Origin of the sequence: Ilumatobacter nonamiensis YM16-303, assembly GCF_000350145.1 — a bacterium.
GTDB classification, from domain to species: domain Bacteria; phylum Actinomycetota; class Acidimicrobiia; order Acidimicrobiales; family Ilumatobacteraceae; genus Ilumatobacter_A; species Ilumatobacter_A nonamiensis.
In genome coordinates, this window is sequence record NZ_BAOL01000040.1 from 41522 (window position 1) to 55188 (window position 13667).

13 protein-coding genes are annotated in these 13667 nt (G+C 65.4%); 2 read left to right on the forward strand and 11 right to left on the reverse strand.

Annotated features, from left to right (window positions below):
• Positions 1 to 143: 143 nt before the first annotated feature.
• Positions 144 to 1931, forward strand: coding sequence for a phosphoenolpyruvate carboxykinase (GTP) (locus ON45_RS05325; RefSeq protein WP_040492518.1), 1788 nt, complete (start codon positions 144 to 146; stop codon positions 1929 to 1931).
• Between the two features lie 131 nt (positions 1932 to 2062).
• Here ON45_RS05325 and rpmA read toward each other — a convergent pair whose 3' ends face one another.
• The 3 genes from rpmA to ON45_RS05340 all read right to left on the reverse strand — a co-directional run bounded on the left by rpmA (position 2063) and on the right by ON45_RS05340 (position 2938).
• Complete coding sequence (rpmA, locus tag ON45_RS05330; RefSeq protein ID WP_040492519.1) at positions 2063 to 2320, reverse strand: 50S ribosomal protein L27; 258 nt, start codon at positions 2318 to 2320, stop codon at positions 2063 to 2065.
• Between the two features lie 15 nt (positions 2321 to 2335).
• Positions 2336 to 2647, reverse strand: coding sequence for a 50S ribosomal protein L21 (gene rplU, locus ON45_RS05335; protein WP_040492520.1), 312 nt, complete (start codon positions 2645 to 2647; stop codon positions 2336 to 2338).
• 84 nt (positions 2648 to 2731) lie between these two features.
• Entirely contained in the window at positions 2732 to 2938 is a 207-nt protein-coding gene (locus ON45_RS05340; RefSeq protein ID WP_040492521.1) for a hypothetical protein, read from the reverse strand.
• 167 nt (positions 2939 to 3105) lie between these two features.
• On the opposite strand from ON45_RS05340, the gene ON45_RS05345 reads away from it, so the two are divergent.
• The gene (locus ON45_RS05345) at positions 3106 to 3510 is read left to right on the forward strand and encodes a VOC family protein (RefSeq protein WP_040492522.1); all 405 of its coding nucleotides are present in this window, start codon (positions 3106 to 3108) and stop codon (positions 3508 to 3510) included.
• 36 nt (positions 3511 to 3546) lie between these two features.
• On the opposite strand, the gene ON45_RS05350 is transcribed toward ON45_RS05345, so the two are convergent.
• The 8 genes from ON45_RS05350 to ON45_RS21100 form a co-directional block, all read right to left on the reverse strand.
• Entirely contained in the window at positions 3547 to 5337 is a 1791-nt protein-coding gene (locus ON45_RS05350; RefSeq protein ID WP_083914402.1) for an Rne/Rng family ribonuclease, read from the reverse strand.
• A 392-nt stretch (positions 5338 to 5729) separates the two neighbouring features.
• Positions 5730 to 6881 (reverse strand): FtsW/RodA/SpoVE family cell cycle protein, encoded by a 1152-nt coding sequence (locus ON45_RS05355; protein WP_040492523.1) that lies wholly within the window; start codon positions 6879 to 6881, stop codon positions 5730 to 5732.
• A 45-nt stretch (positions 6882 to 6926) separates the two neighbouring features.
• The gene (locus ON45_RS05360; protein ID WP_040492524.1) at positions 6927 to 9137 is read right to left on the reverse strand and encodes a penicillin-binding transpeptidase domain-containing protein; all 2211 of its coding nucleotides are present in this window, start codon (positions 9135 to 9137) and stop codon (positions 6927 to 6929) included.
• 85 nt (positions 9138 to 9222) lie between these two features.
• Entirely contained in the window at positions 9223 to 9762 is a 540-nt protein-coding gene (locus ON45_RS05365; protein WP_040492525.1) for a rod shape-determining protein MreD, read from the reverse strand.
• Between the two features lie 13 nt (positions 9763 to 9775).
• A complete protein-coding gene (gene mreC, locus ON45_RS05370; RefSeq protein WP_040492527.1) occupies positions 9776 to 11038 on the reverse strand; it encodes a rod shape-determining protein MreC in 1263 nt (420 codons plus the stop codon).
• A gap of 25 nt (positions 11039 to 11063) precedes the next feature.
• Positions 11064 to 12098 (reverse strand): rod shape-determining protein, encoded by a 1035-nt coding sequence (locus ON45_RS05375; protein WP_040492529.1) that lies wholly within the window; start codon positions 12096 to 12098, stop codon positions 11064 to 11066.
• A gap of 124 nt (positions 12099 to 12222) precedes the next feature.
• Entirely contained in the window at positions 12223 to 12633 is a 411-nt protein-coding gene (gene ndk, locus ON45_RS05380; protein WP_040492530.1) for a nucleoside-diphosphate kinase, read from the reverse strand.
• A gap of 11 nt (positions 12634 to 12644) precedes the next feature.
• Positions 12645 to 13646: a transposase gene (locus ON45_RS21100; RefSeq protein WP_083914405.1), complete on the reverse strand. Its 1002-nt coding sequence runs from the start codon at positions 13644 to 13646 to the stop codon at positions 12645 to 12647.
• Between the last annotated feature and the right edge of the window lie 21 nt (positions 13647 to 13667).

Genomic DNA, 13667 nt, shown 5'->3' on the forward strand with positions numbered 1-13667 from the left:
TCATCTCTTCGTGAGATGGTTCGATGTGTGTTTGTGATGAAAGCGATTACATCCCCTCCGGTTTCGCGCGCCGTGTCATCTCGCGTTTACCGTGGAGCACACGCGGGGAAACTCCCGTGAAACAACTCAACGGAGAGTCACACATGAGCGGAACCACCACCAACCAACGGCTGCAGGACTGGGTCGCGGAGTGGGCCGAAATCATGGAGCCGGACGACATCTACTGGTGTGACGGCAGTGCCGAGGAATACGACCGGCTCGCGCAGGTGCTCGTCGATTCCGGCACCTTCACCAAGCTCGACGAGGCCAAGCGCCCGAACAGCTACTGGGCGCACTCCGACCCGGCCGACGTGGCCCGCGTCGAGGACCGCACGTTCATCTGCTCGCCCACCGAGGCAGAGGCCGGCCCGAACAACAACTGGCGCGATCCCGATGAGATGCGCGCCGAGATGACCCGGCTCTACACCGGTGCGATGAAGGGCCGCACGATGTACGTCGTGCCGTTCTCGATGGGCCCGCTCGGATCGCCGATCGCCCACATCGGCGTGCAGCTCACCGACTCGGCGTACGTCGCCACCAACATGCGGATCATGACCCGCATGGGCCAGGGCGCCCTCGACGCGCTCGGCAACGACCAGTGGGTCCCCTGCCTCCACTCCGTCGGCGCACCGCTCGCAGCCGGGGAGGAAGACGTCCCGTGGCCGTGCGACGCCGAGAACAAGTACATCGTGCACTTCCCCGAGACCCGCGAGATCATGTCGTACGGGTCCGGATACGGCGGCAACGCACTGCTCGGCAAGAAGTGCTTCGCCCTCCGCATCGCCTCCGTGATGGCCCGTGACGACGGCTGGCTCGCCGAGCACATGCTGATCCTCAAGCTCACGAACCCGCAGGGCGAGTCGAAGTACATCGCCGGCGCGTTCCCGTCCGCCTGCGGCAAGACCAACCTCGCGATGCTCGTCCCGACGATTCCGGGCTGGCGTGCCGAGACGATCGGTGACGACATCTGCTGGATGAAGTTCGGCGACGACGGCCAGCTCTACGCGATCAACCCGGAGGCCGGCTTCTTCGGGGTCGCACCCGGTACGAGCCACGCCACGAACCACAACGCGATGGAGACCCTCTGGGGGAACTGCATCTACACCAACACCGCGCTCACCGACGACGGTGACGTGTGGTGGGAGGAGATGACCGACGATCCCCCGGCACGCGCCACCGACTGGCGCGGCAACCCGTGGAACCCGGAGATCGACACCCCCGCAGCGCATCCGAACGCCCGCTTCACCGCGCCGGCGTCACAGTGCCCGTCGATCGGCGCCGAGTGGGAAGACCCCGCCGGAGTACCGATCTCGGCGATCCTGTTCGGTGGTCGCCGCCGGACAACGGTTCCGCTCGTGACCGAGGCGAACGACTGGGAGCACGGCGTGTTCCTGGGCTCGATCATGGCGTCGGAGAAGACCGCTGCGGCCGAGGGCGTCCAGGGTGAACTGCGTTTCGACCCGATGGCGATGCTGCCGTTCTGTGGCTACAACTACGCCGACTACTTCGCCCACTGGCTGTCGATGAACGACAAGACCGACGCTTCCAAGCTGCCGAAGATCTTCTTCGTCAACTGGTTCCGCCGTGACGAGGACGGCCGCTTCCTGTGGCCCGGGTTCGGCGAGAACAGCCGTGTGCTCAAGTGGGTGTTCGAGCGCTGCGACGGCGCCGCCGACGCGGTCGACTCCCCGATCGGCAAGCTGCCGCCGAAGGACGCACTCGACCTCGACGGTCTCGAGATCGACGACGCCGACCTGGATGCGATCCTGTCGGTCGACTCGGTCGGCTGGAAGGAAGCGGTCCCCCAGATCCGCGATCACTTCGCCCGCTTCGGCGACCGCCTCCCCTCCGAGCTCGTCCAGCAGGTCGACGAACTCGAAGCCGCCCTCTGATCGTCCGAGCGTTACGTCACGGGTCTGACCCGTGACGTAACGCTCTCGATCGACGCGCAGAACGAAAGAAGCCCCGGCCGATCGGCCGGGGCTTCTTCAGTTCATGGGGCGCTGCGTGAGCGCCGGGACGTTCAGTCCTGGAGTTCGAGGACGTCGACGGTCTTGCGGCCCTTGCGGGATCCGAACTTGACCGACCCGTCGATCGTCGAGAACAGCGTGTCGTCCTTGCCGATCTTCACGTTGTGGCCCGGATGGAACCGGGTGCCACGCTGGCGCACGATGATCGAGCCGGCGGTGATCTTCTCACCGTCGAAGGCCTTCACACCGAGGCGCTGTGCGTTGGAGTCGCGCCCGTTGCGGGTTGAACCGCCACCTTTGGTCTTTGACATGACGTGCTCCTGTTCTCAGCTCGCGGAGATCGAGGTGATCTCGACCATGTGGTACTTCTGACGATGGCCGTAGCGACGGCGGTACGTCGTGGAGTTCTTGTAGGTGAACCCGTTGATCTTGGGCCCCTTGGTCTTGCCGACGATCTTGCCGGTGACCGAAGCCTTCGAGAGTTCGTCGGGGGTCGAGAGGATCGTGTCGCCGTCGACGAGCATGACGGGACGCAGCGAGACCTCGCTGCCCTCGTCACCGTCGAGCAATTCGACACGGACCTGCTGACCGGGGGCGACCTTTTCCTGCTTGCCGCCCGAAGCGATGATTGCGTACATAGCGAGGAGCAACACTATCGGCGGGATCGCTCCCCGACACCCCGCTGACGACGCTGTCGCCCGACGACCGTCACATCGTCGGATTCAGCAGACGTCGCAGCCCCCGTCGGCAGAGCCGGGCGCGGCCTGGAACTCGACCTTCAGCTTCTTGCCGAGGCCACCCTTCGCGACGATCCGCATCGATTCGGCCATCCCGATCAGCTGCGGCGTGATCAGGATCTTGAACCGCTCGTGACGCAGCGTGCGGTACGGCTGCAGGTTCTTTCCCTTGACATTGGTGTCGACCGACACCTCGGCGACTTTGCCTCAACCGGTCGGGCGGATGAAGTCGATCGACATCGTTCCGCCCTTCTTCTGGAGGAGGCGCTGCGCGTCGTCGGTGATCTCGATCTGCATGTCCCGATCGTAGGTCGTCGACCGCTCGACATCCGAGGGTGACCGGTGAAAGACTTCGCCACATGGTGCACGCGCTGCAGATCACCTTCGATGCCGCGGATCCTCGGGGACTCGGAGGATTCTGGGGCGAGGTGCTCGGCTACGTGGAAGAACCGCCGCCACCCGGATTCACGACCTGGGACGAGGCCCTCGATGCGATGGGCATCGATCGATCGGACGCCAATCGCGCCTACGCGATCGTCGATCCCGATGGCGTCGGTCCACGAGTGTTCTTCCTGAAGGTTCCCGAGCACAAGTCCGCCAAGAACCGGATGCACCTCGATGTGCACACCGAGCCCGATCGGCTCCGGGCTCGCGCCGACGAACTGGTCGCGCTCGGCGCACAGGTCGTCCGCGAGTTCGACGAACCCGAAGGTCGCTGGATCACGTTGCTCGATCCCGAGGGCAACGAGTTCTGCCTCCACTGACGACCTGGAGAACCGACGCCGAAGGCGCGACCCCGGTCACTCGAGCATCGAGAAGTCGACCTGCACGCCGCGGCCGTCGCAATCCGGGCAGATCTGGCTGTACTCGGTGAGCAGCCCCTCCCCGATCCGCTTGCGCGTCATCTCGACCAGTCCGAGTTCACCGATGTCGAACACCTGCGACCGGGTCTTGTCGCGAGCCAGCGCGTCACGCAGGACCCCGACGACCTTGGCCCGGTTGTCCTTGATCTCCATGTCGATGAAGTCGATGACGATGATGCCGCCGATGTCCCGGAGCCGCAGCTGCTTGGCGACCTCCTCGGCCGCTTCCATGTTGTTATGGAACACGGTCTCTTCGAGATTCGACTTGCCGACGTTCTTGCCGGTGTTCACGTCGATCACCGTGAGCGCTTCGGTGTGCTCGATGATGAGCGACCCACCCGACGGCAGCCACACCTTGCGGTCGAGCGCCTTGTGGACCTGCTCGTGGACGTGGAACCGCTCGAACAGCGAGAGACCCTCGTCCTCGGCGTCGTAGTACTCGATGCGATCCGCGAGTTCGGGATTGAACGCGGTGACGTAGTCCCGCAACTCCTCGTAGAGGCGCTTGTCGTCGATCATGACGCCGCGGTAGTCGGCGCTGAACTCCTCGCGGATGACGCGCACGGCGAGTTCGGGTTCGCGAGACAGCAGCGTCGGGCGTTGCACCTTGGCGGCCTTGCGTTCGATCTCCTCCCACTGCTTGAGCAGCAGGGTCATGTCGCCGACCAGCTCGTCCTCGGTCGCGTGCTCGGCCGCGGTCCGCACGATCAGACCGTGCTCGTCGGGCTTGACCCGATCGAGGATGTTGCGGAGGCGCTTGCGGACGTCGTCTGGCAGTCGCTTCGAGATGCCGTAGGTCTTCGAGTTCGGGATCAGCACGACGAACCGCCCCGGGAGCGACACCTCCTGCGTGAGCCGCGCGCCCTTGTGTGCGATCGGGTTCTTCGTGACCTGGCAGAGGATCATCTGCTTGTTCTTGAGGATGTCCTCGATGCGTGGGTTCTTGCCCTTGACCTCGATGTCGCCCGGGTCGTACTGCACGTCGCTGCGGTACAGCACGGCGTTCTTCGGGGTGGCGATGTCGACGAATGCGGCCTCCATGCCGGGAAGGACGTTCTGCACCTTGCCCATGTAGATGTTGCCGTGGATCTGGGAGACGTCGTCGGCCGGGCGGCTGACGTAGTGCTCGATCAGGTTGCGACCTTCGAGGACGGCGACCTGTGCCATGCCCGGACGGACCTGCACGCACATGAAGTAACGGCCGACCGGCTTGCCGTTGCGCTCGCGCCCCTTGCGCTGCTCGAGGAACGCATCGTCCGCTGCGGGTTGACGGTCGCGACCCTTGCCGCGCCCGCGCCGATTCCGCTTGGACCCGGGCGACTTGCTCTTGGCGTCGCCGCCGCCCTTGGTCTTCTGTTGCGACTGCTGCTGGTCACGACCCTCGCCGCTCTCGGACGACTTCGATCCGCCACGCCCGCGGCCGCCACGGCGACGCCGCTTGCCACCGCCACCGCCGGCGCTCGACTTCTCGTCGTCCGCTGGAGCCGATGCCGCCCGCCCGGGGGGCGGGGCACTCGGGACCGGCATGGTGTCGCCGATCTTCGGTTTCCGGACGAGTGCGCGTTCGGACGCCGCTGCGGACGGTCGTCCTTCGGAGATCTTCTCGGGCAGTTCGACGTCGTTGCGATCGTCGTTCCCGACCGGTGCGGACCCGGATTCAGCGGAGCGATTCGACTCCTGCGTGTCGGGCGCCGCGCTGTCTGAGGCGGTGCTCTGGTTGTTGTCCATGGTGGATGGAATCCCTTCTCAGGGGCGACAGACCATGCTGTGGCCCCGTCGCCGAGGTCGGGCCGCTCACGGGCGGACCTCGGCATTCGTGGTGTGGGTACCGCCGCATCGGCTGATGGGACGGGTCGTCGGGGTCGACACCACCGGCGCCGCGCCGGCGACTACTGCCGGTGAGGGGGTGTGTTCATCGGTGTCGATCACTGGCGGGACATCCTACTGGGCCAAGGGTCACACCCGATGGACCCAACCGACCGATGGACCCACCAGCCCGGAGGTCCGAGCTGCCAGGCCTCACATGCGAGCGCAGCGAGTCCGGAGGCCAGTCCGGAGAAAGGGCGGATCCTCGCCGCCAGGCGAGGTGAGGCGCCGCCAGGCGCCGGCGCTGAGCTCGCTCAGCGCATCCGCCGCATGTGGACGCTCTGCACGAGGCCGAACATCGCGAAGTAGACGATCAGTCCCGATCCGCCGTAGCTGATGAACGGCAGCGGCAGACCGGTGACCGGCATGATCTTCAACGTCATCCCGATGTTCTGGAACGTCTGCCAGAGCAACATGACGAAGACGCCGGCGCACAGATACGTGCCGAGCAGGTCTCGCGACAGGTGGGCGATGCGCCAGATCCGGACCAGACACACCGAGATCAGCGCGAGCACGACCGCGCAGCCGACCAGGCCGAACTGCTCGCCGACTGCCGCAAACGGGAAGTCCGCCCACATGACGGGAATGTCACCGTCGTTGGTGAGCGGTCCCTTCAGGTAGCCCTTGCCCCACACGCCCCCGGTTCCGAGCGCACGCATCGCGTTGTCGACCTGGTAGGTGTCGCTGGAATCGACCGCGTCGGGGTTGATGAGCGCTCGAATGCGGGCCAGCTGGTACGAGTTGACCAGTCGGCCGAAGAACGCCGCGGCGACCGTCGCGAGCGACAGGAACGAGATCAGGAAGATGTAGCGCAGCTTCGCCCCGGCGACGAGCAGCACGCCCATCGCGATCGACACGATCACCGACGCTGAACCGAGGTCGGGTTGGATGATGATCAGCACGGCGGGGATGCCGACGATGATCAGGCCGCCCAGGAAACGGGCGTACGACACTTCGTCGCTACGTTCCTCCGCGAGGAACGAGGCGAGCATCAGCAAGGTGGTCAGCTTGGCGAACTCGGCCGGTTGGAAGTTGATCGGCCCGAGGTCGAACGAGATCAGCGCCTCGCCCTGGGCGACGGCCATCACCAGCAGCAGCACGAGGCTGACGATCGTGGCGATGTAGAGCAGTCGAGCACGTTCTTTCCAGTACTCGTAGTCGACGCTCATCATGATGATCATCGCGACGATCCCGAGGATGCCGAAGATCACCTGCTTCGTCACGAGGTCGTACTCGTCGGTGAACCGGAGTCGAGTCGCCGAGAACACGACGAAACAGCCGATCACCGCGAGCAGCATCTGCGCGGTCATCAGCACCCAGTCGATGTTGCGCGTGGGATCGGCAGGGCTGGCCCGGATGTTGCCCAGCCCCGAATCGGGCTTGCGAGAGAGGAATGAGGTCGCCATGTCGAACGTGTTCGGGTGTACAGGTGTGCTGACGTCGCCGTCAGCTCACTCGGTCACCGCTGTCGGCGAGAAACGTCCTGCATAGCACGATTGGTCGCGCAAGTGGTTCGACGGCGCCGGTTCGAGGTTCGACGTGTCGAGCGGATCGGACAACTCGACCGGGTCTGCCGCGGCCATCCCCGACAGCTGCAGGTAGATGCATTTGACGACCGGTCCGGCCGCCTGCGACCCGTATCCGGCCTTCTCGAGGTACGCCGACACCGTGAACGGCCGCTCCGGATCGATGCTGAACGCGGCGAACGCGGACGAGTCGTTCCACGGGTAGTTGCCGGCTCCCTGTGCCGTCCCCGTCTTGCCGGCGACCGGAATGGCGCTCGACGGGTAGGTGTAGAACAGCTTCTCGCCGGTGGTCGAGTGGTAGTAGTCGCTCGTCGTTCCCGGGCCCGTGATGACACGCCGGAGACCGGTGGTGATCTCGTTCTTGATCTCGTCGGGCATCGGGATCTGTCGGACGAGGTCGCCGCGCAGGTTCGGCTCTTCTGCGAAGCGGGCCTGCGAGAGATCGGCGAAACCGGGCTCCTCGGCGTCGGGAACACCCGGCTCGTAGACCGCCTTGATGATCTCCGGCCGCATGACGAAACCGCCGTTCGCGATCGCGCCGTACCCGGTTGCGAGTTGCAGCGGCGACGCCGAGAGCAGACCCTGCCCGATTGCCAACTGCACGTTGTCTCCGGTGAAGTACCCCGAACCCTCGTCCTCGCTGATGACGCCGAGCTCGCCGTAGCGCGCCTTCAGTTCCTTGTCCGGCACGGTGCCGTCGAACTCGAACGGCAGGTCGATCCCGGTGTCGGCGCCGAAGCCGAACAGCCGCACCTGCTCCTGCAAGATCGGCTCGTAGTCGTTCTCGACCATGATGTCTTCACCGATGCGGTAGAAGAACGCGTCGCTCGAGACCGCGAGCGCGGTCTCGACATCGACCATTCCGTACACACAGGGACGACCCGTACCCGAGCACGTTGCGTTCTTGAACACGCAGCGCACGGCGCCCGTGTTGCACTGGTCATCCTCGATCGACGTCATCTTGTAGGTGCCGGTGTCCCGGTAGTAGTCGTTCGTCCCGAACAAGCCGGTGTTCAGCGCCGCGTAGGCGGTGAACGGCTTGAACGTGGAACCGAGGTTGTACCGACCCTGAATGGCGCGGTTCACGAGGGTCGACTTGTCCGGGTCGATCTTGGTGCCGTCCTCGTTCGTCGACGGGAAGACCTGTTCGAAGTCGTCGATGCCGAGACCCGCCTCGAACCAGCGGTTGTCGAAGGTCGGATAGCTGGCGAGCGCGACGATGTGTCCGTTCTCGTGATTCTCGACGACGACGGCGCCCGCCGGTGCCTTGAAGGGGACCTCGGAGGGGTAGTCGGTGAAGAAGCGCGTCTTGAAGTCGGTCTCGGGATCCAAGCCGTTCCGAGCGGTTTCCAACTGACGCAGCTTGAGCTGGCTCTCCAGCGCCTGCTCGGCGTACTGCTGTTGGTCGAGATCGATGGTGAGCTGGATGTCCTGACCGTTGACGGCGGGGATCCGCTCGATCTCGCGCACGATGCGGCTCGACTTGTCGACCTCGTACACGACCTTCCCCGGCGTTCCGTGGAGCTCCTCCTCCATCGACAGCTCGATCCCGAACTTCCCGACCCGCTCGTTCAGCTGATAGCCGTCAGCGGTGTATGCCTCCATGGTCTCCGCGGTGATCCGACCCATGTACCCGACCACGTGACTCGCCGTCGGTGCATAGGGATAGACCCGCCGCGCCTCTTCCATGATCTGGACGCCGGGCAGGTCCTCCACGCGCTCGAGCAGGGCTGCCGCCGTCGGCTCATCGATGTCCTCGGCGACCGGCATCGGGAGAAACGGGCTGTACACCTGGCTGTCGAAACGCTCCTCCATCTCCTCGACGGGCACGTCGATCCACCCTGACAGACGCCGGAAGATCTCGGCCCGATCGTCCTCGCGACGGATCACGTCCCAGTCGACCCCGACGGTGAGCACCCGTTCGTTGTCCGCGAGGATTCGTCCGTCCGCGTCGAAGATCCGGCCGCGTTCGGGGAGCAGCGGAACCTCGCGGCGCTTCGTCTGTTCGACCTCTTCCTGCAACCCCGCCTGCTCGACGGTCTGCAGGAACCAGAGCCGCGCGCCGACGAGTCCGAACAGCAGCATGCCGACGACGGCGAGGACGCCGAGTCGCGTTGCGCGCTTGTCGAGAGCCATCGGACCAGTCTGCCCGTCACACAACCGTCATGTGGGTCAACGATCGGAAAGTTCTCGGTTGTTCGTCACGGACAGCGTCGGTCCACTACACGGGTGACTGCTCGGCGGGGGCGGTCCACTCCGACTTGCGGATCTTCAGACACCATCGACTCAGCGGCAGGAGGATCGGCGACATGATCGCGCCCGACACCGCGACGATGAAGATCACCTTCGGCATGTTGGCCGGCCACGGATGCTCCTCGCCGATGAACAATCGAACGACGGGCAGCATCGCCTCCCCCGCAGCGCAGCCGAGCCCGACGAAGATCGCCTTCAGCCACCATTGCGGATCGGCGGCGATGAGGGCCAACAGCCCGGCGACGATGCCGGCGACGGTGAACGCGATCGCGGTCGATCCGAGTGGGGTTCCCTCGACCATGTCGTACATCGAGCCGAGGACGAATCCCACGACCGCGCCGCGCTCGGACCCACCGCTCGCTCCCGCTGCAGCGACGAACGCCAGCACGACCTGCACCACCACACCGGACACCTTGATGTCGGCGAACACGGTGCGCTGAATCGCCAACAGGATCATCCCGACCGGAATCAATCGGATGAGTGAACTCTGGAACAGTGCCGCGAACATCGGACGTCGCCGACTACTCGGCGACTTCCGGCTCGTCAACCTCCGTCAACGGTTGGAAGAGCACCACGCGAACGAAGTTCAGCTTGTCGAGATCGGCGTTCAACTCGATCTCGAGCAGCGGTCCGCCCACGCCGGCACGATCGGCGCGGTTGATCACGCGGCCGACCGGGATGTTGGGCGGAGCGAGGCTCTCCGAGCCGCCGGCGGTTTCGATGAGATCGCCGACCTGCAACTCGGCCAGCGACGGAATGTCCTGCAGGAACCGGACCTGCGGCGGCCGACCCTGCCCGCGTCCCTGCAACACACCGAACTCCTTCTCCAGCTGTTCCGGATCCGGTGGCAACGTGCTCGTGGTGGTGGTCGTCGTCTCCGGCACGTCGATGGGGTTGCCGTCGGCGTCCGTGGTGAACGGTTCGAGGATCGGGTTCCCGTCGGCGTCGGTCTCCGGCGGCCCCTCCGGAAGCGTCGTGGTCGTCGAATTCGCCGGGTCGTTCGGGTCACCGGCCTGCGGGAGGTCGACCTCGTCGGCGAAGATGTCCTCCGGCGACGTGCCGGGAGGAGTCTCTTCGGCGGCAGCCTGCTCCGCCTCGGCAGCTTCGGCGGCAGCTTCCTCGGCCGCCTGCTCCGCTTCGGACTGCTCGACCAGGTCGTCGTTCTCGTCGTCGGTCCGGCCCGATGGCGTGGTGTTCGACGGATCCTCCAACTCGAGGTCGGCGGTGCCGGCGAGGATCTCGACCGGGATGGAATACCGCGGGTCGGTGACCAGCATCACGGTCGAGCTTCGCGCGTTCGCGTTCGTGATCTTGCCGATCAGCCCGGCCTGGTTGACGACCGGCATACCGACGTCGATCCCGTCATCGGTGCCCTTGTTGATCTCGACGGTTTGGTCGATGTTGTTCGTCGCGCCACCGACGACCTGCGCCTTGGCCGAATCGATCGAGGACAGCGAAGGCAGGTTGTTCAACGCGAGGAGGAGTTGGTAGTCGATGATGCTCGCCTCGGCCGCCGCCTGCGTGCCGCGCTGCCGGTCGATCTCGTCGCGCAGCGCGAGGTTCTCGCGCTCCAGATCGTCGTAGTTGTCGTAGGAGTTCCAGGCTCGCCGAACCGGCGAGGTGACGACGTCGGCCGCCTGTTCGACGGGCGTCATCGCCCGCGAGAAGCCGTCACGGATCGTGTCGAGCACGGCGTTGCCGCGCAGGTCGAGCGTGAGCAGGAGCGCTCCCGACAGCAGCAGCGCGATGATGACTCGTCGGCGACCGACGGTGTAGATGGGCATGAGATGTTGACCCCTTCGGGTCGGTTCAGTCTTCGCCGCCCATCGACATCAGGCCGCGCATCGCATCGATGTTCTCGAGGGCGCGACCGGATCCGATGACGACGCTGTAGAGGGGTTCGTTCGCGATCCGAATCGGCATCCCCGTCTCGTGGACCAAGCGTTCGTCGAGGCCACCGAGCAGGGCACCACCACCGGTGATGGTGATCCCGTCCTCCATGATGTCGGCCGCGAGTTCGGGCGGGGTCTTGTCGAGTGTGGTCTTCACGGCGTCCACGATCGCAGAGATCGGCTCGGCAAGGGCTTCGCGGACGTGTTCGGTCGTGAGCTGGATGGTGCGCGGCAACCCGGAGATGAGGTCGCGACCGCGGATGTCGGCGGTCAGTTCCTCCTCCATCGGCCAGGCGGTGCCCATCTGGATCTTGATCTCCTCGGCGGTGCGATCACCGATCGCGAGGGAGAACTCCTTCTTCACGTACTGCAGGACGGCGTCGTCGAGTTCGTCGCCGGCGACCCGGACCGACTGCGCGGTGACGATGCCACCGAGCGAGATGACGGCCACCTCGGTCGTGCCGCCACCGATGTCCACGACCATGTTGCCGGAGGGTTCGTGCACCGGCAGGTCGGCACCGATCGCGGCCGCCATCGGCTCTTCGATGATGTGCACCGGTTTGCGGGCGCCGGCGTACTCGGCGGCGTCCTGCACGGCGCGCTGCTCGACGCCGGTGATCCCGGACGGCACGCAGATCACCATGCGCGGCTTGCTCCACTTGGACGCGTGGACCTTCTGGATGAAGTAGCGCAGCATCTTCTCGCAGACCTCGAAGTCGGCGATGACACCGTCCTTCAGCGGTCGGATGGCCTTGATGTGGTTCGGCGTCCGACCCATCATCCGCTTCGCTTCGAGCCCGACCGCGACAGGGCGGCCGTCGTTCACGTTGATGGCGACGACCGACGGCTCGTCCAGGACCACGCCCTGGCCGCGCACGTAGATGAGGGTGTTCGCCGTTCCGAGGTCGATGGCGAGGTCACGCCCCAGACTGAGTGGGTTGTTGCGGGCCACGTCGGGCCCTCCCTTCGCGAGCTGTGAATGGTGGCGTCGAACGGACGCACGCTGGGCGTCGCACTCGACTGCGATCTGAAACTAGTTCGGACGGACGGAGTTGGTGCTCCACCGCCTGCGAATGTTACAGATTGGGGAAGAAGATCCCGATCTCGCGCTGAGCCGACTCGAGCGAGTCGCTGCCGTGGACGAGGTTCTCCGTGAACAGGATTCCGAGGTCGCCGCGGATGGTTCCGGGAGCGGCGTCACGGGGGTTGGTCGTGCCCATCATCGTGCGCACGACCTGCCAGGTGTCCTCCGGGCCTTCGACGACCATGGCGACGATCGGGCCGCGGCTCATGAACTCGACGAGCTCGGCGTAGAAGCCCTTGCCGACGTGCTCTTCGTAGTGGCGAGCGAGGGTGTCGGCATCGAGCGTGCGCAGGTCCATCGCGACGATGTCGAGGTTCTTCGCCTCGAAACGCGACACGATCTCACCGACGAGCTTGCGCTCGACGGAATCAGGCTTCAACAGGACCAGAGTGCGATCAGACATGGCTGACAAACCTATCTGGACCATCCGGTGTCAGACACCCGATGGTCCACCCCACCACGCGGATCATTCAGCTTCCATTCAGGTTCCGTGCCATCGGGTGTCAGACACGGAATGGTGCACGACCGCTCGGCGAGATCCTGTTCGTGTTCGAGCAACGAGGTGACGCGGCGAACGAGGTCAGCAGCGGGTCCCGGCCGATGGCAGCGTCGCTCGGCGCGTCGTGCGAATCGTGTCGACTGACGCTCGTCGAGGTGGGCGATCGTCGCCACGCTGGTGGCCGGGATCCCGACGGCCAGCGAGAGGTACGTCGTGACAGCGCGCACGTCGGCATCACTGTTCACGTCCGGACCGGGAGCGCGAGCGGTCGCCACCGCTGCCACGATGGAATCCGCTCCACACGTGCCGGCGAGAGCCGACTGCGGCGAGGCGCTGTCGATCCGCGACCGCTCGACAAAGGCTTCGAGCTGCGACCGGTCACCTCCGAAGCGCTCCCGGATGAACTCGGTGTGGAGCCAATTCGTGCGGTCATCGCGACCCAGTGACGCTGCAAGTCCGGACCATCGGTAGTCGGCGAGCGGTTGCTCCCATCCGAGATCGAGCGGGTTCGCGTTGACGTACCGGAAGAGCCACTCGAGATGGGCATCGCGTATCACGTGGACCGAATGGAAGCGACCGCGGAAGATCGCCCCGTCCACGTCCCGCTGGACGTTGACCCATCGCGTGTACTGCGAGCCGAGCCATGCCATCGCCTCGGACAGCCGGCCGCCGCGAGACCTGACGAGAAGGTGGTAGTGGTTGCTCATGAGACAGTAGGCGTGGATCTCGATCTCGAACCTTCGATCCAGTTCGGACACCAACTCCACGAATGCAACCCGCTCGCGGTCGTTCCGAAACGTCACCCGTCGCCCGGCACCGCGATTCATCACGTGATGCCACGCTCCGGGTGCATCGATTCTCGTTGATCGTCCCATGTCCCGATCATGACGAGCGGGTACGTCAACGTTGCGTGCCATCGGGTGTCTGACACCCGATGG

Coding starts and splice junctions, on each gene's coding strand:
- ON45_RS05345 (WP_040492522.1), top strand. CDS start 3,106: ATGGTGCACGCGCTGCAGATCACCTTCGATGCCGCGGATCCTCGGGGA.
- rpmA (WP_040492519.1), bottom strand. CDS start 2,320: ATGTCAAAGACCAAAGGTGGCGGTTCAACCCGCAACGGGCGCGACTCC.
- ON45_RS05365 (WP_040492525.1), bottom strand. CDS start 9,762: ATGTTCGCGGCACTGTTCCAGAGTTCACTCATCCGATTGATTCCGGTC.
- ON45_RS05355 (WP_040492523.1), bottom strand. CDS start 6,881: ATGGCGACCTCATTCCTCTCTCGCAAGCCCGATTCGGGGCTGGGCAAC.
- ON45_RS21100 (WP_083914405.1), bottom strand. CDS start 13,646: ATGGCACGCAACGTTGACGTACCCGCTCGTCATGATCGGGACATGGGA.
- ON45_RS05325 (WP_040492518.1), top strand. CDS start 144: ATGAGCGGAACCACCACCAACCAACGGCTGCAGGACTGGGTCGCGGAG.
- rplU (WP_040492520.1), bottom strand. CDS start 2,647: ATGTACGCAATCATCGCTTCGGGCGGCAAGCAGGAAAAGGTCGCCCCC.
- mreC (WP_040492527.1), bottom strand. CDS start 11,038: ATGCCCATCTACACCGTCGGTCGCCGACGAGTCATCATCGCGCTGCTG.
- ON45_RS05350 (WP_083914402.1), bottom strand. CDS start 5,337: ATGGACAACAACCAGAGCACCGCCTCAGACAGCGCGGCGCCCGACACG.
- ndk (WP_040492530.1), bottom strand. CDS start 12,633: ATGTCTGATCGCACTCTGGTCCTGTTGAAGCCTGATTCCGTCGAGCGC.
- ON45_RS05360 (WP_040492524.1), bottom strand. CDS start 9,137: ATGGCTCTCGACAAGCGCGCAACGCGACTCGGCGTCCTCGCCGTCGTC.